Raw genomic sequence first — 23,524 nt, forward strand, 5'->3', positions numbered from 1 at the left:
ACGCGCCTCCGAACATCTGTCTGGCGACCCTAACCCCCGCCACGGACAATCGCGGGGGACCGCCACGCTCTGGCAATACTTCCTTCACACAAGTCGGGGCGCCAAGGGCCAGAATGGGGAACCATGATCCGGTTCGAGCACGTGACCAAGCGCTACGCGGACGGCACGACCGCCGTCGACGACCTGTCGTTCGAGGTCGCCGAGGGGGAGCTGGTCACGCTCGTCGGCCCGTCCGGCTGCGGCAAGACGACCACGATGAAGATGGTCAACCGGCTCGTCGAACCCACCGGCGGCCGGATCCTGCTCGGCGGCGAGGACGTCGCCGAGGTCGACCCGGTCCGGCTGCGCCGCACCATCGGCTACGTGATCCAGCAGGTCGGCCTCTTCCCCCACCGCACCGTCCTCGACAACACCGCCACCGTGCCCGCCCTGCTCGGCTGGAAGAAGGCCAAGGCCCGGGAGCGCGCCGCGGAACTCCTCGACCTGGTGGGTCTCGACCCCGGCCGGTACGGCCACCGCTATCCCGAGCAGCTCTCCGGCGGTCAGCGCCAGCGCGTCGGCGTGGCCCGCGCGCTCGCCGCCGACCCGCCGGTGCTGCTCATGGACGAACCCTTCGGCGCGGTCGACCCCGTGGTGCGCGAACGCCTCCAGACGGAGTTCCTGAACCTCCAGGCCACCGTGCGGAAGACGGTGCTGCTCGTCACACACGACCTGGAGGAGGCGGTACGGCTCGGCGACCGGATCGCCGTCTACGGACAGGGCCGCATCGAACAGTTCGACACCCCCGCCACCGTGCTCGGCGCGCCCGCCACCCCGTACGTCGCCGGCTTCGTCGGCGCGGACCGCGGCCTCAAGCGACTCGCCGTCACCCCCGTCACCGAGGCCGACCTGGAGGAGCCCGCCGGGGACTCGGGCCTCGCGGTCCCCCTCGGCGCCTCCCTCAAGGACGCCCTCGCCGCACTGCTCCAGCACGACGCCGGCCGGGTCGCCGTGCACGCGCCCCACGACCCGGACCGCGTGCTCGGCTCGCTCACCACGGCGGGCGTCCACCGAGCCCTGCGCCGTACGAGCCCGGCGGACGGGGCGGGCCCGGTGCAGGGAAAGGCGCCGACGGCCGGGGCAGGGCCGGCGGCGGGAGAGGGGACAGCCGACGGGAGGAGCTCCGAGGGCGAGGCCGTCAGCTCGCGCTGAGCTTCCCGCTCATCCACACGAGGCCCGGCGGGATCTCCCGGTTCCAGGTGTTGAAGTTGTGGCCGCCGCTCTCCAGCGTGATCGAGGAGACCGTGGCCGGGGCCTTCACCTTCCTGATGAAGGCCTGCGTCCCCTTGAGGTTCCCCTCGCCGTGCTTCGACGTGGTGACCAGGAAGGACGAGTTCCCCTGCGGCAGGTGGTCCAGGCTCCACAGCAGGTCAGCCCGCTTCTTCGCCGCCTTGTCGCCCTGGAACAGGTCGCCGGTCGTCACGTCGTCGGCCGCCTTGTAGTACGCCGAGAAGCCCGCGGCCGCGGCGAAGCGGTCGGGGTGGTGCAGCGCGATCTTCAGGGCGCAGTAGCCACCGGTCGAGTTCCCCATGAAGCCCCAGTTCCGCGCCTTCGTCCCCACTCGGTAGGTCTGCGCGATGGCGTTCGGCAGGTCCTCGGCGAAGAAGGTCTCGGTCTGCGGCCCGCCCGGGATGTCGACGCACTCGGTGTCCCGGGGCGGCGCCACGGTCGGACGCAGCATCACGAGGATCATCGGCTGCATCTTCCTGTCCTTGGCCTGCTGGTAGGCCGTCTTCGGGTACTTCAGGCCCTTCAGCAGGTTCTCCGCCGTGCCCGGGTAGCCGGTCAGCACCACCGAGACGGGAAACGTGGACTTCGCGTACCGGCTCTGGAAGTACTCCGGCGGCAGGTACACGTACGCGGACGAGTCGATCTTGGACTTGCCGCCCTCTATGACGACCTTCTGTATCTGCCCGCCGATCGAGGGACGCCCGCCGCCCGGCACGTCGAGCGCCTGCGTGCCGACGACCTTGACGTCCTTGGAGCCGGCCGAGTGGTCCACCACCACCCCCATCTCCTGCTCCTGGCCGAACAGGTCGGCCCAGGAGCCGTAGAAGAGGAACGAGTTGTTCGCGGCGAGACCGACCGAGGCGAACAGCGCCAACTGGGTGGCGAGCAGCAGCCCGACCCGCCCCAGGACGGCCTTCCAGCCGCCGCGCGCGAGCCTGGGCCAGAGCCAGATCGTCGCGACGAACAGCACCACGGCCAGCGTGACCGCCAGCGCGAGGACCTTGTTGCTGGTGAGACCCATGAGACGTCCGAGCTTTCTTCCTGATATTTCCCTGAGATTTCCCTGACGGCGAGTGAACCCGCCACATCGCTGCTCCGTCCTAGAAGGCGCAAACCTCCGGGGTGGCCCGCCCGACCAGCGCGGCCCACCGGATCAATCGATCTTGCGGAGCCACGGGAAGCACGGGAAGCAGATGTCTGTCACGGTAGATGGGGATAAATCCGGATCGGTTCCGGATCATGTACGCCGGATTCTGCGCGGACCCCGACCCGAAAGGGTCCCCGCACTCGTCGGCACGGCCTGCACGCTGATCGGCCTGATCGACATCGCCGCGGGAGTCTTCCCACGGTTCCGCGCCAGCCGCATGCACGCCGTCGCGGAGGTGCTGCCCGGCACGCTCGGGCCGCTCTCCGCGGCCCTCTCGCTCAGCGCCGGCGTCCTGCTGCTGCTCCTCGCCCACGGCCTCAAGCGCCACAAGCGCCGCGCCTGGCGAGCCGCGGTCGTGCTGCTGCCGCTCGGCGCCGTCGCCCAGTTCGTCTGGCGCCACTCGCTCACCGGCGCGGTGCTCTCCCTCGCGCTGATGGCCCTCCTGGTCCGCAACCGCGACCAGTTCGCCGCGCTGCCCGACCCCCGCAGCCGCTGGCGCGCCCTCGCCAACTTCGTCCTCATGGGCGCCGGGTCCATCGCCCTCGGCCTGGTCATCGTCAGCGCCCACCCGCGCCGCGTCGTCGGCAGCCCCAGCCTCACCGACCGCCTCGAGCACGTCCTCTACGGCCTGTTCGGCGTCGAAGGCCCCGTCGCCTACACCGGGAACGTCGACTGGACCGTCGGCTACTCCCTCGGCGCCCTCGGCATGCTCACCGCACTCACCACCATCTACTTCGCCTTCCGGCCCGAACACCCCGCCGCCCTCCTCACCGAGGACGACGAGACCAAGCTGCGCGCCCTCCTCCACAAGCACGGCGCCCGCGACTCCCTCGGCCACTTCGCCCTCCGCCGCGACAAGGGCGTGGTCTTCTCCCCCAGCGGCAAGGCCGCCGTCTGCTACCGCGTCGTCTCCGGCGTCATGCTCGCCAGCGGCGACCCCATCGGCGACGTCGAGGCCTGGCCCGGCGCCATCGAACGCTTCATGGACGAGGCCAAGGCCCACTCCTGGACCCCCGCCGTCATGGGCTGCTCCGAGACCGGCGGCCAGGTCTGGACCCGCGAGACCGGACTCGACGCCCTCGAACTCGGCGACGAGGCGATCGTCGACGTCCCCGACTTCTCCCTCTCCGGCCGCGCCATGCGCAACGTCCGCCAGATGGTGAAGCGCATCGAACGCAACGGCTACACCACCAAAGTGCGCCGCGTCTCCGAACTCAGCGACGGCGAACTCGCCCGCATCCACCGCGCCGCCGAGGACTGGCGCGGCACCGACACCGAGCGCGGCTTCTCCATGGCCCTCGGCCGCATCGGCGACCCGGGCGACGGCGACGCCGTCATAGCGACCGCCCACAAGGACGACCCCGACTCCCCCTACGGCGACCTGAAGGCGATCATCCACTTCGTCCCCTGGGGCACCGACGGCATCTCCCTGGAACTCATGCGCCGCGACCGCAGCGCCGACCCCGGCATGAACGAGCTGCTGATCGTCGCCGCCCTCCAGAACGCTCCCCGCCTCGGCATCCAGCGGGTCTCCCTCAACTTCGCCATGTTCCGCTCGGCACTCGCCCGCGGCGAGAAGATCGGCGCCGGCCCCGTCCTGCGCATCTGGCGCGGACTGCTCGTCTTCCTCTCCCGCTGGTTCCAGATCGAATCCCTCTACAAGTTCAACGCCAAGTTCCAGCCCCGCTGGGAGCCCCGCTTCGTGGTCTACCGCAAAAGCCGCGACCTCCCCCGCATCGGCTTCGCCGCCATGCAGGCCGAAGGCTTCGTGACCCTCTCCCTCCCCCGCCCCCTGGCCCGCCGCTCCCGCGCCACGGCCCCCCGCCCCTGCGCCCACATCGTGCCCTCACAGGCCGAACACGAGGTCCGCGCCGCCTGACCCCGGGGCGCCCGCCGGGCCACGCCCCGGGGGCGCCCGAACCGCACACCGGGCCCTACGCTGGACGCATGAGTACGACGATCGGCCGGGGCACGGCACTCGGCCTGCCGGAGTGGGACCGCTGCGCGGTCATGGGCGTGGTCAACGTGACCCCCGACTCCTTCTCCGACGGCGGCCGCTGGTTCGACACCACGGCCGCCGTCAAACACGGCCTCGACCTCGTCGCCCAGGGCGCCGACCTCGTCGACGTCGGCGGCGAGTCCACCCGGCCCGGCGCCACCCGCGTCGACGAGCAGGAAGAACTCCGCCGCGTCGTCCCCGTCGTCCGCGGCCTCGCCGCCGAAGGCGTCACCGTCTCCGTCGACACCATGCGCGCCAACGTCGCCGCCGCCGCCGTCGAAGCCGGCGCCGTCCTCGTCAACGACGTCAGCGGCGGCCTCGCCGACCCCCGGATGGTCCCCGTCGTCGCCGCCGCCCAGGTCCCCTTCGTCGTCATGCACTGGCGCGGCTTCAGCGAGAACATGAACAGCCTCGCCACCTACGACGACGTCGTCGGCGAAGTCGTCCAGGAACTCCGCACCCGCATGGAAGCCGTCATCGACGGCGGCGTCGCCCCCGAGCGCATCGTCCTCGACCCCGGCCTCGGCTTCGCCAAGCTCGCCCCGCACGACCTGGCCCTCGTCGCCCACCTCCCCGAGCTCCGCGCCCTCGGCCGCCCCCTGCTCGTCGCCGCCTCCCGCAAGCGCTTCCTCGGCCACGTCCTCGCCCACGAAGGCGCCTCCCCGCCCCCCGCCCGCGAACGCGACGCCGCCACCGCCGCCGTCTCCGCCCTCGCCGCCCACGAAGGCGCCTGGGCCGTCCGCGTCCACGAGGTCCGGGCCACCGCCGACGCCGTACGGGTCGCCAGGGCCGTCGAAGGAGCCAGGTGACCCGCGCCCGCGAGGCCGACCGCGCGGCCGTCGAAGCCGCCAACACCGCCTTCTACGAGGCGATGGAGCAAGCGGACTTCGACGGCATCACCGACCTCTGGCTCGACGACGGCGCCACCGCGATCTCCTGCGTCCACCCCGGCTGGCCCGTCCTCACCGGCCGCGGCGAAGTACTCCGCTCCTACGCCCTGATCATGGCGAACACCGACTACATCCAGTTCTTCCTCACCGACGTCGAGATCTCGATGGCCGGGGACGTGGCGGTCGTCACGTGCACGGAGAACATCCTCAGCGGCGGACCGGCCGAGGACGGAGCCTCCCTCGGCCCCCTCGTCGGACAGCTCGTCGTCGCCACGAACGTGTTCCGCCGCACGTCGGAGGGCTGGCGCATCTGGTCCCACCACGGCTCCCCGGTGATCCCCGAGGACGCCTCCGGCGACGAGACCGACGCCACCGACTGAACCGCCCCGACCGAGCCCCCGCCCCGGCTGTCGGCGCCCGCAGGTAGATTCGATGCTGGACACCCGGCCGTCCGCACCCGGCTGCGTGGCCACCCGAACTACGACAGCAGGAGTGATTCGCGTGGATCGTGTCGCGCTGCGCGGCCTCAAGGCCCGAGGGCACCACGGCGTCTTCCCCAAGGAACGCGAGGAGGGGCAGACCTTCATCGTCGACCTCACCCTCGGCCTGGACACCCGCGCCGCCGCCGCCGATGACGACCTGACGAAGACCGTGCACTACGGCGTGGTCGCCGAAGAGGTCGTGGACGTCGTCCAGGGCGAACCGGTGGACCTCATCGAAACCCTCGCGGAGCGGATCGCCCAGCAGTGCCTCAAGCACGCCGGCGTCCAGGAGGTCGAAGTCGTCGTCCACAAGCCGGACGCACCGATCACCGTCCCCTTCGACGACGTGACCATCACCATCACCCGGAGCCGCGCATGAAGCCCCAGCACAGCGATCCGACCGTGCAGCCCGTACCGGCGGCCGTGACCGCCGCCGTGGACGCGGCCGACGTCACCCTCTCCAACCCCAAATGGGCCGTCCTGGCCCTCGGTGCCAACCTCGGCAACCGCCTGGAGACCCTCCAGGGCGCCGTCGACGCCCTCGAGGACACCCCCGGCCTCCGGGTCAAGGCCGTCTCCCCCGTGTACGAGACCGAGCCCTGGGGGGTCGACCCCGACTCCCAGCCCTCGTACCTCAACGCCGTCGTCCTCGTGAAGACCACCCTCCCCCCGGCCTCCCTCCTGGAGCGAGCCCACGCCGTCGAGGAGGCCTTCCACCGGGTCCGCGAAGAGCGCTGGGGCGCCCGCACCATCGACGTCGACATCATCGCCTACGCCGAGGTCGTCTCCGACGACCCCGTCCTCACCCTGCCCCACCCGCGCGCCCACCAGCGCGCCTTCGTCCTCGCCCCCTGGCACGACGTCGACCCCGAGGCCCAGCTGCCCGGACACGGCGCCGTCACCGAACTCCTCGCCGCCGTCGGCAGCGCCGGAGTCGTGCCACGCACCGACCTGGAACTCCGGCTGCCCGAGTAGTCGTTAGGCTCGTCACGGACAACCGCTCGGACCAGACGAAGGACGACACCCGGTGAAACAACTGCGGCTCAAGGTGCTCGCCGGACTGTTCATCGCGGCCGGCGTGCTCTCCTGGGGCGCCGCACGCCTGTGGGACTCGGTCGGCACGCTGCCCAGCGTGCCGCTCGCGGCCCCCATCGTCCTGGCCGCCATCGCCGTCGTCCTCACCGCCACGGCCCTCTCGCTGCGCGCCCGCCTCAAGGCCCAGCGCGAGCGCCGGCCCGGCGCCAAGGGCGTCGAACCCCTGATGGCCGCCCGCGCGGTCGTCTTCGGCCAGGCCAGCGCCCTGGTCGCCGCCCTCGTCGCCGGCATGTACGGCGGCACGGGCGTCTTCCTCCTCGGTTCCCTGGACATCCCGGCCCGCCGCGACCAGGCCATCTACGCCGCCTTCTCGGTCCTCGCCGGCATCGGCGTCATCGCCGCCGCCCTCTTCCTGGAGCACGTCTGCAAGCTCCCCGAGGACGAGGACGACAACGGCCCGGGCCACGCCCCGGTCGCTTAGCCCTACGACCGCGCGGAAAGCCCGTACCCCCTACCGGCCCCCTGATCAGCGATCAACCCCACTGATCGGGGACGGTAGGGAGGAGGACAGGGGAGCGCGCTGCTAGCGGGCCAATATCAGGGACATGGCCTCGGCCCGGGTAGTAGCGTCACGCAGCTGTCCACGCACCGCCGAGGTCGTCGTCTTCGCGCCCGGCTTGCGCACGCCCCGCAGGGCCATGCACATGTGCTCGGCTTCGATCACGACGATCGCGCCGCGAGCATCGAGGATCCTCATCAGCGAGTCGGCGATCTGCGTCGTCAGACGCTCCTGAACCTGCGGGCGGCGGGCGAACACGTCCACCAGGCGAGCCAGCTTCGACAGGCCGGTGATCTTGCCCGTTTCGGCAGGAATGTAACCAATGTGGGCTACACCGTGGAAGGGCAGCAAATGATGTTCACACTGGGACGTCAGTTCGATGTCCTTCACGAGGACCATCTCGTCGTGCCCGAGGTCGAACGTCGTCGTCAGCACATCCTCCGGCTTCTGCCAGAGCCCCGCGAAGAGCTCCTTGTAAGCCCGCGCGACGCGCGCCGGCGTCTCCCTGAGGCCTTCGCGGTCCGGGTTCTCGCCGACCGCGATGAGGAGCTCGCGTACGGCGTTCTCTGCGCGCTTCTCGTCGAACTCGCCGATCGTGCCCTCGCCGTCGAGCGTCACCGGGTCGGTCATGTGTGCCTCGTTCCGTCTGTCTGACTTGGCGCGAAAAAAGCCGCGCCCCCACAGGCTAGAACCTGCGGGGGCGCGGCTTCCATTCCGGGCCTGTGGAGCCTACGGCTCCGGGGTGTCCTCCGGGGCCACCTCGATGGCCTTGGTGGTGTCCACCGGGGTGGTCGCCGAGGAGGAGCCGTTGGCGCTGTTGGTCAGGGCCAGCTCCTTCGGGGAGAGCACCGGCGGGCGCGTGGAGGGCGTGCGGCGGGCCGAGCCGGTCCAGGCCGGTCGGGCCGGGCGCTTGACGATCGGCGCGAAGATCTCGGCGATCTCCTCCTTGCCCAGGGTCTCCTTCTCCAGGAGGGCCAGGACGAGGTTGTCGAGGACGTCGCGGTTCTCGACCAGGATCTCCCACGCCTCGTTGTGCGCGGTCTCGATGAGCTTCTTGACCTCTTCGTCGACCAGCGCGGCGACCTCTTCCGAGTAGTCGCGCTGGTGCGCCATCTCGCGGCCGAGGAAGGGCTCGGTGTTGTCGCCGCCGAACTTGATGGCGCCGAGCCGCTCGGTCATGCCGTACTGGGTGACCATCGCGCGGGCCGTGGCGGTGGCCTTCTCGATGTCGTTCGCGGCGCCGGTGGTCGGGTCGTGGAAGACCAGTTCCTCGGCGGCGCGGCCACCCAGCATGTACGCCAGCTGGTCGAGCATCTCGTTGCGGGTGGTCGAGTACTTGTCCTCGTCGGGGAGGACCATGGTGTAGCCCAGGGCCCGGCCGCGGGACAGGATGGTGATCTTGTGGACCGGGTCGGAGTTCGGCGAGGCCGCCGCGACCAGGGCGTGACCGCCCTCGTGGTACGCGGTGATCTTCTTCTCCTTGTCCGACATGATCCGGGTCCGCTTCTGCGGGCCCGCGACCACGCGGTCGATCGCCTCGTCCAGCGCCTGGTTGTCGATCAGCTTCTTGTCCGAGCGGGCGGTGAGCAGCGCCGCCTCGTTGAGGACGTTGGAGAGATCGGCACCGGTGAAGCCGGGGGTGCGGCGGGCGACGGCGCCCAGGTCGACGTCAGGGGCGACCGGCTTGCCCTTCTGGTGGACCTTGAGGATCTCCAGGCGGCCCTGCATGTCCGGGCGGTCGACGGCGATCTGCCGGTCGAAGCGGCCGGGGCGCAGGAGGGCGGGGTCGAGGATGTCGGGCCGGTTGGTGGCGGCGATCAGGATGACGCCGCCCTTCACGTCGAAGCCGTCCATCTCGACGAGCAGCTGGTTGAGCGTCTGCTCGCGCTCGTCGTGGCCGCCGCCGAGTCCGGCGCCGCGGTGGCGACCGACGGCGTCGATCTCGTCGACGAAGACGATGGCGGGGGCGTTGGCCTTGGCCTGCTCGAAGAGGTCGCGGACGCGGCTGGCGCCGACGCCGACGAACATCTCGACGAAGTCGGAACCGGAGATCGAGTAGAACGGCACTCCGGCCTCGCCGGCGACGGCGCGGGCCAGGAGGGTCTTGCCGGTTCCGGGCGGGCCGTAGAGCAGCACGCCCTTGGGGATCTTGGCGCCGACGGCCTGGAACTTGGCCGGCTCCTGCAGGAACTCCTTGATCTCGTGGAGTTCCTCGACCGCCTCGTCCGAGCCCGCCACGTCGGCGAAGGTCGTCTTGGGGGTGTCCTTGGTGATGAGCTTGGCCTTGGACTTCCCGAAGTTCATGACGCGGGAGCCGCCGCCCTGCATCTGGTTCATCAGGAAGAGGAAGACGACCACGATGAGGACGAAGGGGAGCAGGGAGAGCAGGACCGAGAGGAACGGGGACTGCTTCGTCGGGGAGACGGTGTAGCCGCCCTCGATCTGCCCGGCCTCGAACTTCTCCTGCAGCTTGTCGGCCAGGTCGGCGCCCTGGGTGCCGATGTAGCTGGCCTGGACCTTGCTGCTCTTGTCGATCTTCTGGCCGTCGATGAGCTCGATCTTGACGATCTGCTCGTCACCGGTGGTGAGCTTTGCGGATTTGACCTGGTTCTTGTCGATCGCCTGGACGACCTTGCCGGTGTCCACCGTCTTGTAGCCCTCGGACGAGCCGACGACCTGCATCAGCACGACCACGGCGAGGACGGCCAGCACGATCCACATGACCGGCCCGCGGAAGTATCGCTTCACGTCCATCCATACGGGGCGTAGATGACGCCCCGTCCCTCCTGCCCGTAGGTGAATGCTGCTCAGTAGCTGCGGTTGCTTGGAGCTGCGGTATGAAAAAGCTGTTCTTCGGACGGTACCCCAGCATTGGTGCCCGCGGCCGTCTTCCCATCGTTCAACGGAGGGAAGACGGTCCGGGTTCCCTTGGGGTCGCTTCCCTCAGCCGCCGTAGACGTGGGGGGCGAGGGTGCCGACGAACGGGAGATTGCGGTACTTCTCGGCGTAGTCCAGGCCGTATCCGACGACGAACTCGTTCGGGATGTCGAAGCCGATCCACTTGACGTCGATGGCGACCTTGGCGGCGTCCGGCTTGCGCAGGAGGGTGCAGACCTCCAGGGAGGCCGGTTCGCGCGAGCCGAGGTTGGACAGCAGCCACGACAGGGTGAGGCCCGAGTCGATGATGTCCTCGACGATCAGGACGTGCTTGCCCTTGATGTCGGTGTCGAGGTCCTTGAGGATGCGGACCACGCCGGAGGACTGGGTGCCGGCGCCGTAGGAGGAGACGGCCATCCAGTCCATGGTGACGGGGGTGGACAGCGCGCGCGCCAGGTCCGCCATCACCATCACGGCGCCCTTGAGGACACCGACGATGAGCAGGTCCTTGCCCGCGTACTCCGTGTCGATCTTCGCGGCCAGCTCGGCCAGCTTCGCGTCGATCTCTTCCTTGGTGATGAGCACCGACTTGAGGTCGGTGCCCATGTCCTTCTCGTTCACCCGGGTCACTTTCGTTGCAGCCTTGCGTCAGCCTTGCCGAATGACCAGTCTGCCACCCTGGCGGCGTGCCTCGACGCGGCCGGGCAGGTTGATGGCTCCTTGGCCGCGCCAGCCGGTGATCAGTCGGTCGACCTCTTCGATGTGGCGGGCGAAGAGGGAGCCGGCCGGGGCGCCCTCGGCGATGACGGCGCGGCGCAGGACGCGGCGGCGGACGGCGGGGGGAAGTCCGAAGAGTTTGGCGCACTCGAGGCGGCCGGCTTCGTCGCGTACGGCGGGTTCGACGTCGGCGGCCCAGGAGTCGAGGGCGTCGGCGTCGTCGCGGGAGAGTTGGGCCGTTCGGGCGAGGGCTTCGACGACGCCCTTGCCGAGGGCCTTCTCGAGGGCGGGGAGGCCTTCGTGGCGGAGCCGCGAGCGCGTGTAGGCGGGGTCGCTGTTGTGCGGGTCGTCCCATACGGCGAGTTCCTGGGCGATGCAGGCCTTGCGGACGGTCTGCCGGTCGAGTTCCAGGAAGGGGCGTCGGTAGCGGCCTGCGGTGCCGGAGACGGCGGCCATGCCGGAGAGGGAGCGGATGCCGGAGCCGCGGGCGAGGCCGAGGAGGACGGTTTCGGCTTGGTCGTCGCGGGTGTGGCCGAGCAGGATCGCGGTGGCGCCGTGGCGCTCGGCGGCGGCGTCGAGGGCGGCGTAGCGGGCGTCGCGGGCGGCGGCTTCGGGTCCGCCGTCGCGGCCGACGGTGACGGCGACGGCATCGACGGGGTCGAGGCCGAGGTCGGTCATGCGTTCGGCGACCTCGTGGGCGCGTTGGGCGGAGCCTGCCTGGAGGCCGTGGTCGACGGTGATGCCGCCGGCGCGGAGGTCGAGTTTGCGGGACTCGAAGGCGAGCGCGGAGGCGAGCGCCATGGAGTCGGCGCCGCCGGAGCAGGCGACGAGTACCAGGGGGTGTGGTGCGGTGTGGCCGCCGGGGGTGGCGGCGGTGTCGGTCTGGTGCTCGGTGAGAACGTCGTGGAGTACGCGGCGGACCGCCAGGCGTATCGCCGCGACCGCAGGATGGGGACCCATGTCCGGTGCCCTTCGTGGAGAGTGTGCAGTGCCTCGGTCGGAGTCTTAACGGTCGGAAGTGGGGGTTCGGTCACTCAGAGTGCGTCGATGGTGACAGAACCTGGCCGTTACCCGAGCATTGCACGCCTTACCCACCGCCTACGGTCCCTCGGATGGGTGATTGGTGGGGGGTTCTCCGGTCATCCGCCGCACCTGCCTCATGAGTCTGCCTTACGGTGCACCCTCGCTACCCAGTCGGCCGGTTTCGCGATCTCGGACTTGGTGGGGAGGGTGTTGGGCGAGGTCCAGACGCGGTTGAAGCCGTCCATGCCGACCTGGTCGACGACGGCCCGGACGAAGCGCTCGCCGTCGCGGTACTGGCGCAGTTTGGCGTCGAGGCCGAGGAGTTTGCGCAGGGCGAGGTCGAGGCGGGAGGCGCCGCGGGCGCGGCGTTGCTGGAATTTCTCGCGGATCTCGGCGACGGAGGGCACGACGTCGGGTCCGACGCCGTCCATGACGAAGTCGGCGTGGCCTTCGAGGAGGGACATGACGGCGGTGAGGCGGCCGAGGATCTCGCGTTGTTCGGGGGTCTGGACGAGTTCGACGAGGGAGGGCGCGGGTTCGTCGCGTTCGCCTTCGGGGCGGCCGCCGACGAGGGCCTGCGCGGCTTCGCGGAGGCGTTCGACGACAGTGGAGGGGTCGACGTCCGTGGCGGCGAGGAACGACTGGATCTCGCCCTGGAGGTGGTCGCGCAGCCAGGGGACGGCGGTGAACTGGGTGCGGTGGGTCTCCTCGTGGAGGCAGACCCAGAGGCGGAAGTCGTGGGGGGAGACCTCCAGCTCGCGTTCGACGTGGACGATGTTGGGCGCGACGAGGAGGAGGCGGCCGCTGCCGTCGGTGCCGGCGGGCAGGTCGCGGGTGGCGGGGGCGAAGGTCTCGTACTGGCCGAGGATGCGGGAGGCCAGGAAGGACAGGAGGACGCCGAGTTCGACGCCGGTGACCTTGCCTCCGACGGCGCTGAGCATGGTGCCGCCGGCGGTGGTGGAGCGGCGTTCCTTCATCTTGTCGAGGAGGGGGGAGAGCAGTTCGCGGAAGCCGGCGACGTTGGCCTTGATCCAGCCGGCGCGGTCGACGACGAGGACGGGGGTGTCGGTGATGTCGGCGGGGTCGCGTCCTTCGGGGATCATCCGGGTGTAGGCCCGGACGTGTTCCTCGGCGGCCTTGGCGTGTCTGCGGAGTTCGGCGACGACCTCGCGGGCCTCGTCCCGGGTGACCTCGGGGCCCGGGCGTACCAGGCGGGTCGCCGTCGCGACGGCGAGATTCCAGTCGACCATCCCCGATGTGCCTGCACCACCGATGCTCGTCATGCGTCAACCGTACGTTCTCGGGGCCTGTTCGGTGAGGGTTCGGCGCAGTATTCGCCCGGGTCGGGGCGGGTGTCAGCGGGGTGGGGCGAGGGCGGCGGTGAGGCGGTCGAGGGCGGACTGGGCGCTGTCGGGGGAGCTGGTGCGGCCGGCGAGGAAGGCGAAGGCGAGGAGGCGGCCGTCGGCGGTGACGACGGTGCCGGCGAGGGTGTTCACGCCGGTGAGGGTGCCGGTCTTGGCGCGGACGAGGCCGGCGCCGGAGGCGGCGGGGCCGGAGCCGAAGCGGCCCGCGAGGGTGCCGCTGAAGCCGCCGACGGGCAGTCCGGTGAGGACGGGCCGCAGGGCCGGGCGTGCCGGGTCGGCCGCGCGGGTGAGGAGGCCGGTGAGAAGGGCCGCGGAGACGCGGTCGCGGCGGTCGAGGCCGCTGCCGTCGGCGAAGCGGGCTCCGGCGAGGGGGAGGCCGAGGCGGGCGAGTTCGTCGTGGACGGCCTTCTCGGCCCCGGTGAAGCTGGCGGGCCGGTGGCGGGCGAGCGCGGTCTGCCGGGCGAGGGCTTCGGCGAGGTCGTTGTCGCTGTGGGTGAGGGTGTGCTCGACGAGGTCGGCGAGCGGGGCGGACTCGGTGCGGGCGAGGGGGGCGCCCTTGGGGGCCTTGGCGGGCCGGGGTGCGCCCTGGACGGTGATACCGGCGTCCTCGAGGAGCGCGGCGAAGGCGGTGGCGGTGTCGCCCGCGGGGTCGCCGGTACGCGGGGCGGGTCCGCTGCGGCTGCCGTCGAGGCGGCCCTCGTCGGTCATGAGGGCGCTGACCGGGGCGAGGTTCTCGTTGGGTCCGATCGGGTGGAGCAGGGGGCCTGTGAAGAGGCCGGCGTCGTAGCCGAGGCGCACGGGGGCGGGGGGTGGGGTGCCGTGGGCGCGGAGGGCGCGGGCGGTGGCGTCGGCGAGGGCCTTGAGGCGGCTGTGGTCGAGGGTGGGGTCGCCGCCGCCGACCAGGGTGAGGGTGCGGCGGTCCGGGGAGGCCACGGTGGTGGTGGGGATGCGGTGGTCGGGGCCGAGGGCGGAGAGCGCTGCGGTGGCGGTGGCGATCTTGACGGTGGAGGCGGGGGTCATCGGGGTGGTCGCGCCCTCGCCGTAGATCTGGCGGCCGGTGGCGGTGTCGACGACGGAGGCGGTGCGCAGCGGGCCGAGGCCGGGATCGGCGAGCAGGGGGACGAGGACGGCCGCGAGGTCGCCCGACCGGGTGATCCCCGCGGGGTGGGGGCCGGCGCCCAGGGCGCGCAGTACTCCGGCGGCGCTGGGGGCGGGGGCGGGACGGCGGGGGGCCGCGTGGGCGGGGGCGCCGGCGTGATGTGCGCCACCTCGGCCGTCGGCGGAGACCGCGCGGGCCTGCTCGGCCTTACGCTGACCGGAGTCCCACGGGCCGGCCGCGACCACCGCACCGGCGGCCAGGGCCAGACCGAGCGCGGCGGACCCCGCCGCGAGCTGCCAGGTTCTCGGCTCCGGCATGTGATGACCAGCCCCTTTCGCGATCAAGACCGTGCGTGAGAGACACTTAACCACCGCGCGTCGTCGCGAGCATTGACATGTGTTGATTCAGGAGGAGATCCACCCGTGGAGTTCGACGTCACCATCGAGATCCCCAAGGGATCGCGGAACAAGTACGAGGTCGACCACGAGACCGGTCGGATCCGCCTGGACCGCCGTCTCTTCACCTCGACCGCCTACCCGACGGACTACGGCTTCGTCGAGAACACCCTCGGCGAGGACGGCGACCCGCTGGACGCGCTCGTCATCCTGGACGAGCCGACCTTCCCGGGCTGCCTGATCAAGTGCCGCGCCATCGGCATGTTCCGCATGACGGACGAGGCCGGCGGCGACGACAAGCTGCTGTGCGTCCCGGCGACGGACCCGCGCATGGAGCACCTGCGCGACATCCACCACGTCGCGGAGTTCGACCGCCTGGAGATCCAGCACTTCTTCGAGGTCTACAAGGACCTGGAGCCGGGCAAGTCCGTCGAGGGCGCCGACTGGGTCGGCCGCGCCGAGGCCGAGGCCGAGATCGAGAAGTCGTACAAGCGCTTCAAGGAGCAGGGCGGCCACTGAGCCCGCGCTGCCGCGAGCCGCTGACCTGTGAAGGGCGGCGCACCTGCTGAGGTGCGCCGCCCTTCGCGCGTACATACTGGGCTGGTGACGGGCTCGTATGGGGCCTGGCCACGTGGGTACCAGGCCGGAATGAGGGCGAACAGAGTGGTGGCGATGCCGGAGGGGCCGGAGGAGGCCCCGGAGGACCGGAAGCCGCCTTCGGACGAGGCACGCAGCGCTTTCATCCCGCCGGCCGGGGTGGAGCCGCCGGAACCGCCGGAGGAGGAGCACCCGACCTCCGAGTTCGCGCTGCCGCAGGGGCTGGCGGCGGAGCCGCAGGTGGAGCAGGAGGGTTCCGCGTTCGCTCCGCCCTCGACGTACTCGGCGCAGGGTTCCCCGCCGGCGTTCACGCCCGCCTACGGCATACCGATGGTGCGGCTGTCGCAGGACGCGCCGTGGCAGGACCGGATGCGGACCATGCTGCGGCTGCCGGTGGGTGACCGGCCGGTGCCGGAGGCGCCGCGCAAGGACGACGAGACCGGTCCCGCGGTGCCGCGTGTGCTCGACCTGACGCTGCGTATCGGCGAGCTGCTGCTCGCGGGCGGCGAGGGCGCGGAGGACGTCGAGGCGGCGATGTTCGCGATCTGCCGCTCGTACGGTCTGGACCGTTGCGAGCCGACGGTGACGTTCACGCTGCTGTCGATCACGTACCAGCCGTCGCTCGTGGACGACCCGGTGACGGCGAACCGTACGGTGCGGCGCCGGGGCACGGACTACACCCGGCTCGCGGCGGTCTACCAGCTGCTCGCCGACATCAACGACCCGGAGCACGAGGTGGCGCCGGAGGAGGCGTACCGGCGGCTGGCGGAGATCCGGCGCAATCGGCACCCGTACCCCGGCTGGGCGCTGACGGCCGCGGCCGGTGTCCTGGCGGGTGCGGCGTCGGTGCTGCTGGGCGGCGGGCCGACGGTGTTCTTCGTGGCGGCGCTCGGCGCGATGCTGGGCGACCGGCTCGCGTGGCTGTGCGCGGGGCGCGGGCTGCCGGAGTTCTACCAGTTCCTGGTGGCGGCGATGCCGCCGGCGGCGATGGGTGTGGCGCTGACGATGCTGCACGCCGATCTGCGGCCCTCGGCGGTGATCACCGGTGGTCTGTTCGCGCTGATCCCGGGGCGGGCTCTGGTGGCGGCGGTGCAGGACGGTCTGACCGGCTTCTACATCACGGCCTCGGCCCGGCTGCTGGAGGTCGCCTACTTCTTCGTGGCCATCGTGGTGGGTGTGCTGTCGGTGCTGTACCTGGCGGTGCAGTTCGGGGCCGAGCTCAATCCGGAGGGGACGCTGAAGGCGGTCGAGCGGCCCTGGGTGCAGATCGCGGCGTCGATGGTGCTGTGCGCGACGTTCGCGATCCTGCTGCAGCAGTCGCGGGCGACGGTGCTGTTCGCGACGCTGAACGGCGGGGTGGCCTGGGTCGTCTACGCGTCGATCGCGGTGACGGCGAACGGCTCCACGGTGATGGCGACGGCGGTCGCGGCCGGTCTGGTGGGCCTGTTCGGGCAGCTGACCGCCCGTTATCACCACACCTCGTCGCTGCCGTACGTGACGGCGGCGATCGGTCCGCTGCTGCCCGGTTCGGCGACGTACTTCGGGGTGCTCGCGATCGCGCAGAACAATCTGGACCAGGGCTTCGCCTCGCTGGCGAAGGCGGCGGCCCTGGCGCTGGCGATCGCGATCGGGGTGAACCTGGGTGGCGAGCTGGCCCGGCTGTTCATGCAGGCCCCGCGGGCTGCGGCGGCCCGCCGCGCGGCGAAGCGCACCCGCGGTTTCTAGGGCGGGTCGTCCCGGGGCGGGTCCCTTCGGGTCACGCGGCGGGCGCGGCGTGACCCGAGGGGCGCCGGTCAGCGCTTGGCGTGGCGGCCGCGCTCGGACGGCGGGTTGGGGGTGCCCGGGGCGTCGTGGTCGCTGCCCGGGTTCTTCTTGGACTGAGAACGGGCGCGCAGCACCTCGATGACGACCGGGATCACGGAGATGAGCACGATCGCGATGAGGATCAGCTCGATGTGCTTGTGCACGAACTCGATCTTGCCGAGGGCGGAGCCGAGCAGGGTCACTCCGGCGCCCCACAGCAGGCCGCCGATCACGTTGAACGTGATGAAGGAGCGGTAGTTCATCCGGCTGACGCCGGCGATGATCGGCGTGAACGTCCGGATGATCGGCACGAAGCGGGCCAGGATCAGGGACTTCGGGCCGTGCTTCTCGAAGAACTCGTGCGCCTTCTCGATGTTCTCCTGCTTGAAGAGCTTGGAGTCCGGGCGCTTGAAGAGGGCCGGGCCGACCTTGCGGCCGAAGAGATAGCCCACCTGGTCGCCGATGATCGCCGCGGCGACCACCAGGGCGCAGACCATCCACAGGGGGTAGTCGAGCTTGCCCGTGGTGACCAGCAGGCCGGTGGTGAAGAGCAGCGAGTCGCCCGGCAGGAAGAAGCCGATGAGCAGTCCGGACTCGGCGAAGACGATGACGAGGACACCGATCAGACCGAAGGTCTGGATCAGGTAGTCCGGGTCCAGCCAGCTCGGTCCGAGGGCAAGCGTGTTCACGGGTTCCGGGCTCCTGCGGTCGGGGGGAAGAGGGGGGCGATCGTACGGAGTGCCGCCCCAAGCTATCAACGCGGGGTGAACCTCCCGGGTTCCACCCGGCCCTCTCCGGATGCGGGGGCCGGGCTCGGGCCCCAGGCTGAGGCCCAGGAGGTGGATGCGCATGGGCATCGACGAGTACGGCGGCGGCCAGACGTCCCAGTCGGATGTGCTGGTCGTCACGACCAATGACGTGCCCGGGTACGAGGTGCGGCAGGTGATCGGTGAGGTCTTCGGACTGACCGTCCGGTCGCGGCACGTCGGCAGCCAGATCGGCGCGGGCCTGAAGTCGCTGGTCGGCGGGGAGCTGAAGGGGCTGACGAAGACCCTGGTGGAGACCCGTAACCAGGCGATGGAGCGGTTGGTGGAGCAGGCGCGGGCGCGCGGCGCGAACGCGGTCCTGATGTTCCGCTTCGACGTCACGGAGGCCGCCGACGTGGGCACGGAGGTATGTGCCTACGGGACCGCCGTGGTGATCGCGCCGCGCGCCTGAGCCGTTCGCCTAGGTCCTGTCGTCAAACTCCCGTCGTTGCCCGGAGGGCGGCCCCGCGGCGTCAGGTGCGTGCTCTCGGTGTGCCGGGCGCGAGGCCTCGTACTGGACGTACTCGGGCTTGTGCCCGGTGCGGCGAGAGCGCGTGCATGGCGTCGCGGGGCAGGCGGGAGTTTGACGACAGGGCCTAGGCCGCCAGGCGACGCGCGTTCGCGTCGATCGCGGCGCGCAGGTGCTCGGCGAGTCCTTCGTGGATCGAGTCGTAGAAGGCGCGGAAGTTCTCGTCGGAGACGTACATCTCGGCGAGGCCCTGGTGGATCTTCGGGTGGCAGTCGAAGAACCACCGGGTGAGGTGGGCGCGGTGGGCCTCGGCGAGGTCCATGGCGGCCGCGGAGTCCGGGGCCTCGCCGGCGTCCATGAGGGCGCCGTACGCGGTGCCCCAGGTGTCGATCTCCTTCTTCATGCGCTGCCAGTCGTCCTTGGTGTACGTGGCGGCGCGGGCCTGCGCCTGCTCGTGGGTGTGGGTGCCGCCCCAGCGGCGGGCGGACTCCTCCGCGTACACCTCGGGGTCCTTGCCGCCGAAGACCTCGAACTTCTCCTCGGGCGTGAGGTTGATGCCCATCCTTCTCGCCTCCATGGCGCGTTCCACGGCCGCCGCCATCCGTTCGAGCTCCCCGATGCGCGTGATCAGCAGCGTGTGCTGCCGTCGCAGGTGTTCCTGCGGGTCGGCGCCGGGGTCGTCGAGGAGGACGGCGACCTCGTCGAGGGGGAAGCCGAGCTCCCGGTAGAACCGGATCTGCTGCAGCCGGTCGAGGTCCGCGTCGTCGTAGCGGCGGTGGCCCGCGGCGCTGCGACCGCTCGGTGAGAGCAGCCCGATCGCGTCGTAGTGGTGCAGCGTGCGCACCGTGACCCCGGCGAAGCCCGCGACCTGTCCCACGGAGTGACTCATGGGCTCCCCTTCTCCTTCCGTCGGTTCGCGTTTCACCCTCGGCCCTGACGCGACGTGAGGTGCAAGCCCGAATCTCGGGATGTTATGCGGCATTTGCTCACTTATGGTGGGGCGGTGGCCACCGAGACACCCTCCCCAGAGGGCCCCCTGAGGATGCTGCTGCCCCAGATCCTGCCCGCCCTCGTGGTCGGCGTGGGCTCCGGTCTGCTGTTCCTGGGGGTCAGCGAGCTGGCCGACCAGCTCCAGGACGTGATGTGGAACAACGTGCCGGACGCCCTCGGCATCGGCCGGTACTCCGCGCTCTGGATCATCGTCATGCTCACCGCGACCGGCATCGCCGTCGGGCTGATCGTCTGGAAGGCGCCCGGGCACGCGGGCCCCGACCCGGCCATGGAGGGGCTCGGCGGGCCGCCGATGCCGGTGATCGTGGTGCCCGGTCTGCTCCTCGCCAGCGCCCTGGCCCTCGCCGGCGGCGTCAGCCTGGGCCCCGAAGGCCCGACGATCGGCGCCGCCATCGCCCTCACGTACTGGGTGGGCCACCGCTTCCGGCCGGCCGTGCCGGGCGCCTTCTGGGTGGTCCTGGGCGTCTCCGGAACGCTCGGCGCCCTGTTCGGCACCCCGGTCGCCGCCGCGCTCGTCATCTCCGAGGCGCTGACCTCCCAACCGGGCCGGGGATCGCTGTGGGACCGGCTCTTCGCCCCGCTGCTGGCGGCCGGGGCCGGAGCCATGACCACCCAGCTGGGCGCCAGCCCCAGCTTCGACATGGGACTGCCGCCGCTGGACAACCCCGGCTTCGAGGACCTCCTCGCGGCCCTCGTCCTCGCCCCCCTGGCCGCCCTCTTGGGCCTCCTCGCCTCCTACGCCTTCCCCTACCTGCACCGTGCCTTCACCCGTCTGGGCCATCCCATGGTGATCCTTCCGCTCGGCGGCCTCCTCCTCGGTCTCCTCGGCGCCCTCGGCGGACATCTGACGCTGTTCAAGGGCCTCACCGAGACCCGGGACATCGTCGAGGAAATCGGCACCCTCGGCTCGGGCGAGCTGGCCAAACTCGCCGTGGTGAAGCTCGCCGCCCTGCTCGTCGCCGCCGCCTGCGGCTTCCGCGGCGGCCGGGTCTTCCCCGCCGTCTTCGTCGGCGCCGCGTTCGGGCTCTGCGCCCAGGCGCTGGTCACGGAGATCAACCCCACCGTCGCCGTCTCCGCCGGCGTCCTCGGCATCCTGCTCGCCACCACCCGGCAGGGGTGGGTGAGCCTCTTCGTCGCCGCCGTGGTCGCCGCCTCACCAGCGATGTTCTCGCTTCTCTGCGTCGCCTCGCTGCCCGCCTGGCTGGTCGTCACCGGCCGCCCCTTCCTGCAACTCGACGAACACGGCAAGGCCCTGCGCTGAGCCGACCCCCACGAGAAGGAGAGCCCCCGTGGCACTGCACAAGGGTCCCGACGAGCGGGAGACCGAACCCTCCCGCCGTCTCGCCTTCAACCCCTTCTACGGCGATGCCAACCCGGTCAGCGGCATGACCGAGGCACCCCCGCGCCACCGCCTGCCGGACGGGCCGCTCCCGCCGATGAGCGCCTACCAGCTCGTCCACGACGAGCTGATGCTCGACGGCAACTCCCGCCTCAACCTGGCCACGTTCGTCACCACCTGGATGGAGCCGCAGGCCGGGGTGCTCATGGCCGAGTGCCGCGACAAGAACATGATCGACAAGGACGAGTACCCGCGCACCGCCGAGCTCGAGCGCCGCTGCGTCGCCATGCTCGCCGACCTCTGGCACGCCCCCGACCCCTCGACCGCCGTCGGCTGTTCGACCACCGGCTCCAGCGAGGCCTGCATGCTCGCCGGCATGGCCCTCAAGCGCCGCTGGGCGAAGCGCAACGCCGACCGCTACCCCGGCGCCAAGCCCAACCTGATCATGGGGATCAACGTCCAGGTCTGCTGGGAGAAGTTCTGCAACTTCTGGGAGGTCGAGCCCCGGCTGGTACCCATGGACGGCGACCGCTTCCACATGGACGCGGCCTCCGCCGCCGCACTGTGCGACGAGAACACCATCGGTGTCGTCGCCGTCCTCGGCTCCACCTTCGACGGCTCCTACGAACCCGTCGCCGAGATCTGCGCCGCCCTCGACGAGCTCCAGGAACGCACCGGCCTCGACATCCCCGTCCACGTCGACGGAGCCTCCGGCGCCATGGTCGCCCCCTTCCTCGACGAGGAGGTCGTGTGGGACTTCCGGCTCCCCCGCGTCTCCTCGATCAACACCTCCGGCCACAAGTACGGACTCGTCTACCCGGGCGTCGGCTGGGCGCTGTGGCGCTCGCCCGTCGAACTCCCCGAGGAGCTGGTCTTCCGGGTCAACTACCTCGGCGGCGACATGCCGACCTTCGCCCTCAACTTCTCCCGCCCCGGCGCCCAGGTCGTCGCGCAGTACTACACGTTCCTCCGGCTGGGCCGGGAGGGCTATCGGACGGTCCAGCAGACCAGCCGGGACGTCGCCCGGGGCATGGCCGAACGGATCGAGGCCCTGGGCGACTTCCGTCTCCTCACCCGCGGGGACCAACTCCCCGTCTTCGCCTTCACCACCGCACCGGAGATCACCAACTACGACGTCTTCGACGTCTCACGCCGGCTGCGCGAGAACGGCTGGCTCGTCCCGGCCTACACCTTCCCCGCGAACCGCGAGGACCTGTCGGTGCTCCGCGTCGTGTGCCGCAACGGCTTCTCCGCCGACCTGGCCAGCCTCCTCCTCGAGGACCTGAAACAACTGCTGCCCGAACTGCGGCGCCAGTCCGCCCCGTTCACCCACGACAAGGCCGCGGCCACCTCCTTCCACCACTGAGCGCGGCCCTACCCCACCCCCGGGACCGGGTCCTCGCACGCCAGGGCGAACTCCGACCAGCGCACCCCGTCCCGGCTCGTCGCGTACTGGCAGCGGTCGCCCTCCCGCAGCAGCCCGACACCGGTCCGGCGTATCCAGGACGTGCCCGCGGCGGCCGGCCGGAAGGTCCGGCCGCCGTCCACGCTCTCGTACGGCGCCCGCTCCCCGTAGACCGTCACGCGGGCGCCGGGGCCCGGCACGGGCAGGCCCGTCACCGTGCGCGGCTCGCCCTCCGGTCCGGTGGTCCACATCCGGGTCCAGGTGCGCCCGCCGTCGAGCGAGCGGTGCAGGGCCCGCATCGGGTTCTTCACCGGCTCACCGCCCTCCAGCTCGCCCGACTCCGCCGCGTACACCGCGTCCGGACCGACCGCCACCTCCACCCCGCGGAGCGGCGGCAGGCCCGCGATCGCGGGCGGGCTCGGCAACCGCCCGGTCGTCCAACTGCGGCCCCCGTCGCGGGAGAAGGCGAGCACGTCCCGCCCGGAGACCGGGTCACGGCCCGAGACCCACCAGGAGCCGTCCGGCTCCGCCACGGCGGCCGGGCGCGGCCGGTCCCCGAGCCGCGGCGGCCGGGCCAGGGCCCGCCGACGCCCGTCCTCGGGCGAGATGACGATGATCCGCTCCCGCGCGCACTCGCTCCCCGGCGCCGGGGAGGGAGGGACGCAGGCGGTGGTGAGGACCGCGCCCGCCGGTATCGCCGGGGTCGTGCCGACTGTGCGCCGGTCGACCGCGCGCCAGCCGCGTCCGCCGTCCGCGGTGAACCAGGTCCGCTCCGGCTCCTCCCCTCCGCCGTCCTCGATCAGCGCCCGTCCCGGCCCGAGCACGGTCAGCCCCGCCGTCACCCCCCTCGACGGCGGTATCTCGGGCAGCGGACTGCTCCGCAGCACCCAGGACCGCGCACCCCGGTCGAGAGCGGCGACCTGCTGCCGGCAGAAGCCGTTCCCCGGCCGGGCCCGGTCGGTCACGCACTGCACGAGCAGCACCATCCCGCTGCCGTCGGGCGCGAGGCCCACTCCGTGCGCGTACCCCGGGAGCCCCGGCGCGGACGGTATCCGCGCGGGTGCCCCGTACACCCCGACCGTCCTCGAAGGCCCGCCGCTCCCGCCTCCGTTCCCGCCCCCGCCGGCGCCCCCCGCCGCACCTGCTCGCGGCCCGCCGGCCGGCCCACCGGAGGGACCGGCCGGCGGCGACCCCGTACAGGCCGTGGCGAGCGTCATCAGCAGCACGGCGGTACACGC

At 71.5% G+C, this 23,524-nt stretch carries 22 protein-coding genes; 12 read left to right on the top strand and 10 right to left on the bottom strand.

Translation table 11 applies throughout. The features are described from left to right. Window positions 1-123: 123 nt before the first annotated feature. Window positions 124-1,191, top strand: coding sequence for an ABC transporter ATP-binding protein (locus tag ACIRQF_RS13435; protein ID WP_404091905.1), 1,068 nt, complete (start codon window positions 124-126; stop codon window positions 1,189-1,191). Here ACIRQF_RS13435 and ACIRQF_RS13440 read toward each other — a convergent pair. Further along, entirely contained in the window at window positions 1,178-2,290 is a 1,113-nt protein-coding gene (locus tag ACIRQF_RS13440) for an alpha/beta hydrolase (protein ID WP_376626588.1), read from the bottom strand. The genes ACIRQF_RS13435 and ACIRQF_RS13440 overlap by 14 nt on opposite strands. 172 nt (window positions 2,291-2,462) lie before the next feature. Between ACIRQF_RS13440 and ACIRQF_RS13445 the strand changes: the two genes are divergently transcribed. The 6 genes from ACIRQF_RS13445 to ACIRQF_RS13470 all read left to right on the top strand — a co-directional run bounded on the left by ACIRQF_RS13445 (window position 2,463) and on the right by ACIRQF_RS13470 (window position 7,303). Next, window positions 2,463-4,295 carry a phosphatidylglycerol lysyltransferase domain-containing protein gene (locus ACIRQF_RS13445; RefSeq protein WP_404091908.1) on the top strand — a complete coding sequence of 611 codons (1,833 nt, stop codon included), beginning with the start codon at window positions 2,463-2,465 and terminating at the stop codon, window positions 4,293-4,295. Window positions 4,296-4,363: 68 nt separating this feature from the next. Continuing rightward, entirely contained in the window at window positions 4,364-5,224 is an 861-nt protein-coding gene (folP, locus tag ACIRQF_RS13450) for a dihydropteroate synthase (RefSeq protein ID WP_382477164.1), read from the top strand. A 62-nt stretch (window positions 5,225-5,286) separates the two neighbouring features. Beyond that, complete coding sequence (locus ACIRQF_RS13455) at window positions 5,287-5,685, top strand: nuclear transport factor 2 family protein (RefSeq protein WP_404092831.1); 399 nt, start codon at window positions 5,287-5,289, stop codon at window positions 5,683-5,685. A 121-nt stretch (window positions 5,686-5,806) separates the two neighbouring features. Beyond that, window positions 5,807-6,166 carry a dihydroneopterin aldolase gene (folB, locus tag ACIRQF_RS13460; protein ID WP_376626591.1) on the top strand — a complete coding sequence of 120 codons (360 nt, stop codon included), beginning with the start codon at window positions 5,807-5,809 and terminating at the stop codon, window positions 6,164-6,166. Continuing rightward, the gene (gene folK / locus ACIRQF_RS13465) at window positions 6,163-6,762 is read left to right on the top strand and encodes a 2-amino-4-hydroxy-6-hydroxymethyldihydropteridine diphosphokinase (RefSeq protein ID WP_376626592.1); all 600 of its coding nucleotides are present in this window, start codon (window positions 6,163-6,165) and stop codon (window positions 6,760-6,762) included. The genes folB and folK overlap by 4 nt, the downstream gene beginning before the upstream one ends. 52 nt (window positions 6,763-6,814) lie before the next feature. Next, complete coding sequence (locus ACIRQF_RS13470; protein WP_382477162.1) at window positions 6,815-7,303, top strand: DUF3180 domain-containing protein; 489 nt, start codon at window positions 6,815-6,817, stop codon at window positions 7,301-7,303. A gap of 102 nt (window positions 7,304-7,405) precedes the next feature. Here ACIRQF_RS13470 and folE read toward each other — a convergent pair whose 3' ends face one another. The 6 genes from folE to dacB form a co-directional block, all read right to left on the bottom strand. Then, the gene (folE, locus tag ACIRQF_RS13475; RefSeq protein WP_376626594.1) at window positions 7,406-8,011 is read right to left on the bottom strand and encodes a GTP cyclohydrolase I FolE; all 606 of its coding nucleotides are present in this window, start codon (window positions 8,009-8,011) and stop codon (window positions 7,406-7,408) included. 99 nt (window positions 8,012-8,110) lie between these two features. After that, on the bottom strand, window positions 8,111-10,135 hold the full coding sequence (gene ftsH, locus ACIRQF_RS13480; RefSeq protein ID WP_376626595.1) for an ATP-dependent zinc metalloprotease FtsH: 2,025 nt from the start codon (window positions 10,133-10,135) through the stop codon (window positions 8,111-8,113). 189 nt (window positions 10,136-10,324) lie between these two features. Next, window positions 10,325-10,864, bottom strand: a complete 540-nt coding sequence (hpt, locus tag ACIRQF_RS13485; protein WP_345530466.1) for a hypoxanthine phosphoribosyltransferase — start codon at window positions 10,862-10,864, stop codon at window positions 10,325-10,327. Window positions 10,865-10,906: 42 nt separating this feature from the next. Beyond that, window positions 10,907-11,935 carry a tRNA lysidine(34) synthetase TilS gene (gene tilS, locus ACIRQF_RS13490; RefSeq protein ID WP_404091914.1) on the bottom strand — a complete coding sequence of 343 codons (1,029 nt, stop codon included), beginning with the start codon at window positions 11,933-11,935 and terminating at the stop codon, window positions 10,907-10,909. A gap of 197 nt (window positions 11,936-12,132) precedes the next feature. Continuing rightward, window positions 12,133-13,281: a zinc-dependent metalloprotease gene (locus tag ACIRQF_RS13495; protein ID WP_376626597.1), complete on the bottom strand. Its 1,149-nt coding sequence runs from the start codon at window positions 13,279-13,281 to the stop codon at window positions 12,133-12,135. 72 nt (window positions 13,282-13,353) lie between these two features. Then, the gene (dacB, locus tag ACIRQF_RS13500; protein ID WP_404091917.1) at window positions 13,354-14,778 is read right to left on the bottom strand and encodes a D-alanyl-D-alanine carboxypeptidase/D-alanyl-D-alanine-endopeptidase; all 1,425 of its coding nucleotides are present in this window, start codon (window positions 14,776-14,778) and stop codon (window positions 13,354-13,356) included. Window positions 14,779-14,883: 105 nt separating this feature from the next. On the opposite strand from dacB, the gene ACIRQF_RS13505 reads away from it, so the two are divergent. After that, complete coding sequence (locus ACIRQF_RS13505) at window positions 14,884-15,375, top strand: inorganic diphosphatase (protein WP_376626600.1); 492 nt, start codon at window positions 14,884-14,886, stop codon at window positions 15,373-15,375. Window positions 15,376-15,519: 144 nt separating this feature from the next. Then, window positions 15,520-17,178, top strand: coding sequence for a threonine/serine exporter ThrE family protein (locus ACIRQF_RS13510; RefSeq protein WP_376627599.1), 1,659 nt, complete (start codon window positions 15,520-15,522; stop codon window positions 17,176-17,178). A 68-nt stretch (window positions 17,179-17,246) separates the two neighbouring features. Here ACIRQF_RS13510 and ACIRQF_RS13515 read toward each other — a convergent pair whose 3' ends face one another. Continuing rightward, window positions 17,247-17,945 carry a DedA family protein gene (locus tag ACIRQF_RS13515; RefSeq protein ID WP_376626602.1) on the bottom strand — a complete coding sequence of 233 codons (699 nt, stop codon included), beginning with the start codon at window positions 17,943-17,945 and terminating at the stop codon, window positions 17,247-17,249. A gap of 160 nt (window positions 17,946-18,105) precedes the next feature. On the opposite strand from ACIRQF_RS13515, the gene ACIRQF_RS13520 reads away from it, so the two are divergent. Continuing rightward, window positions 18,106-18,474: a YbjQ family protein gene (locus ACIRQF_RS13520; RefSeq protein ID WP_376626604.1), complete on the top strand. Its 369-nt coding sequence runs from the start codon at window positions 18,106-18,108 to the stop codon at window positions 18,472-18,474. Between the two features lie 184 nt (window positions 18,475-18,658). Here ACIRQF_RS13520 and ACIRQF_RS13525 read toward each other — a convergent pair whose 3' ends face one another. Further along, the gene (locus ACIRQF_RS13525; protein ID WP_404091920.1) at window positions 18,659-19,420 is read right to left on the bottom strand and encodes a MerR family transcriptional regulator; all 762 of its coding nucleotides are present in this window, start codon (window positions 19,418-19,420) and stop codon (window positions 18,659-18,661) included. Window positions 19,421-19,504: 84 nt separating this feature from the next. On the opposite strand from ACIRQF_RS13525, the gene ACIRQF_RS13530 reads away from it, so the two are divergent. Together ACIRQF_RS13530 and ACIRQF_RS13535 are read left to right on the top strand one after the other, a co-directional pair. Next, the gene (locus ACIRQF_RS13530; RefSeq protein ID WP_389750896.1) at window positions 19,505-20,803 is read left to right on the top strand and encodes an ion channel protein; all 1,299 of its coding nucleotides are present in this window, start codon (window positions 19,505-19,507) and stop codon (window positions 20,801-20,803) included. A 28-nt stretch (window positions 20,804-20,831) separates the two neighbouring features. Further along, a complete protein-coding gene (locus ACIRQF_RS13535) occupies window positions 20,832-22,247 on the top strand; it encodes a glutamate decarboxylase (RefSeq protein WP_382477154.1) in 1,416 nt (471 codons plus the stop codon). An 8-nt stretch (window positions 22,248-22,255) separates the two neighbouring features. On the opposite strand, the gene ACIRQF_RS13540 is transcribed toward ACIRQF_RS13535, so the two are convergent. Further along, complete coding sequence (locus tag ACIRQF_RS13540; protein WP_404091922.1) at window positions 22,256-23,299, bottom strand: WD40/YVTN/BNR-like repeat-containing protein; 1,044 nt, start codon at window positions 23,297-23,299, stop codon at window positions 22,256-22,258. Window positions 23,300-23,524: the final 225 nt, after the last annotated feature.

It is taken from the genome of Streptomyces sp. NPDC101191, from assembly GCF_044767915.1.
Taxonomy (GTDB): Bacteria; Actinomycetota; Actinomycetes; order Streptomycetales; family Streptomycetaceae; genus Streptomyces.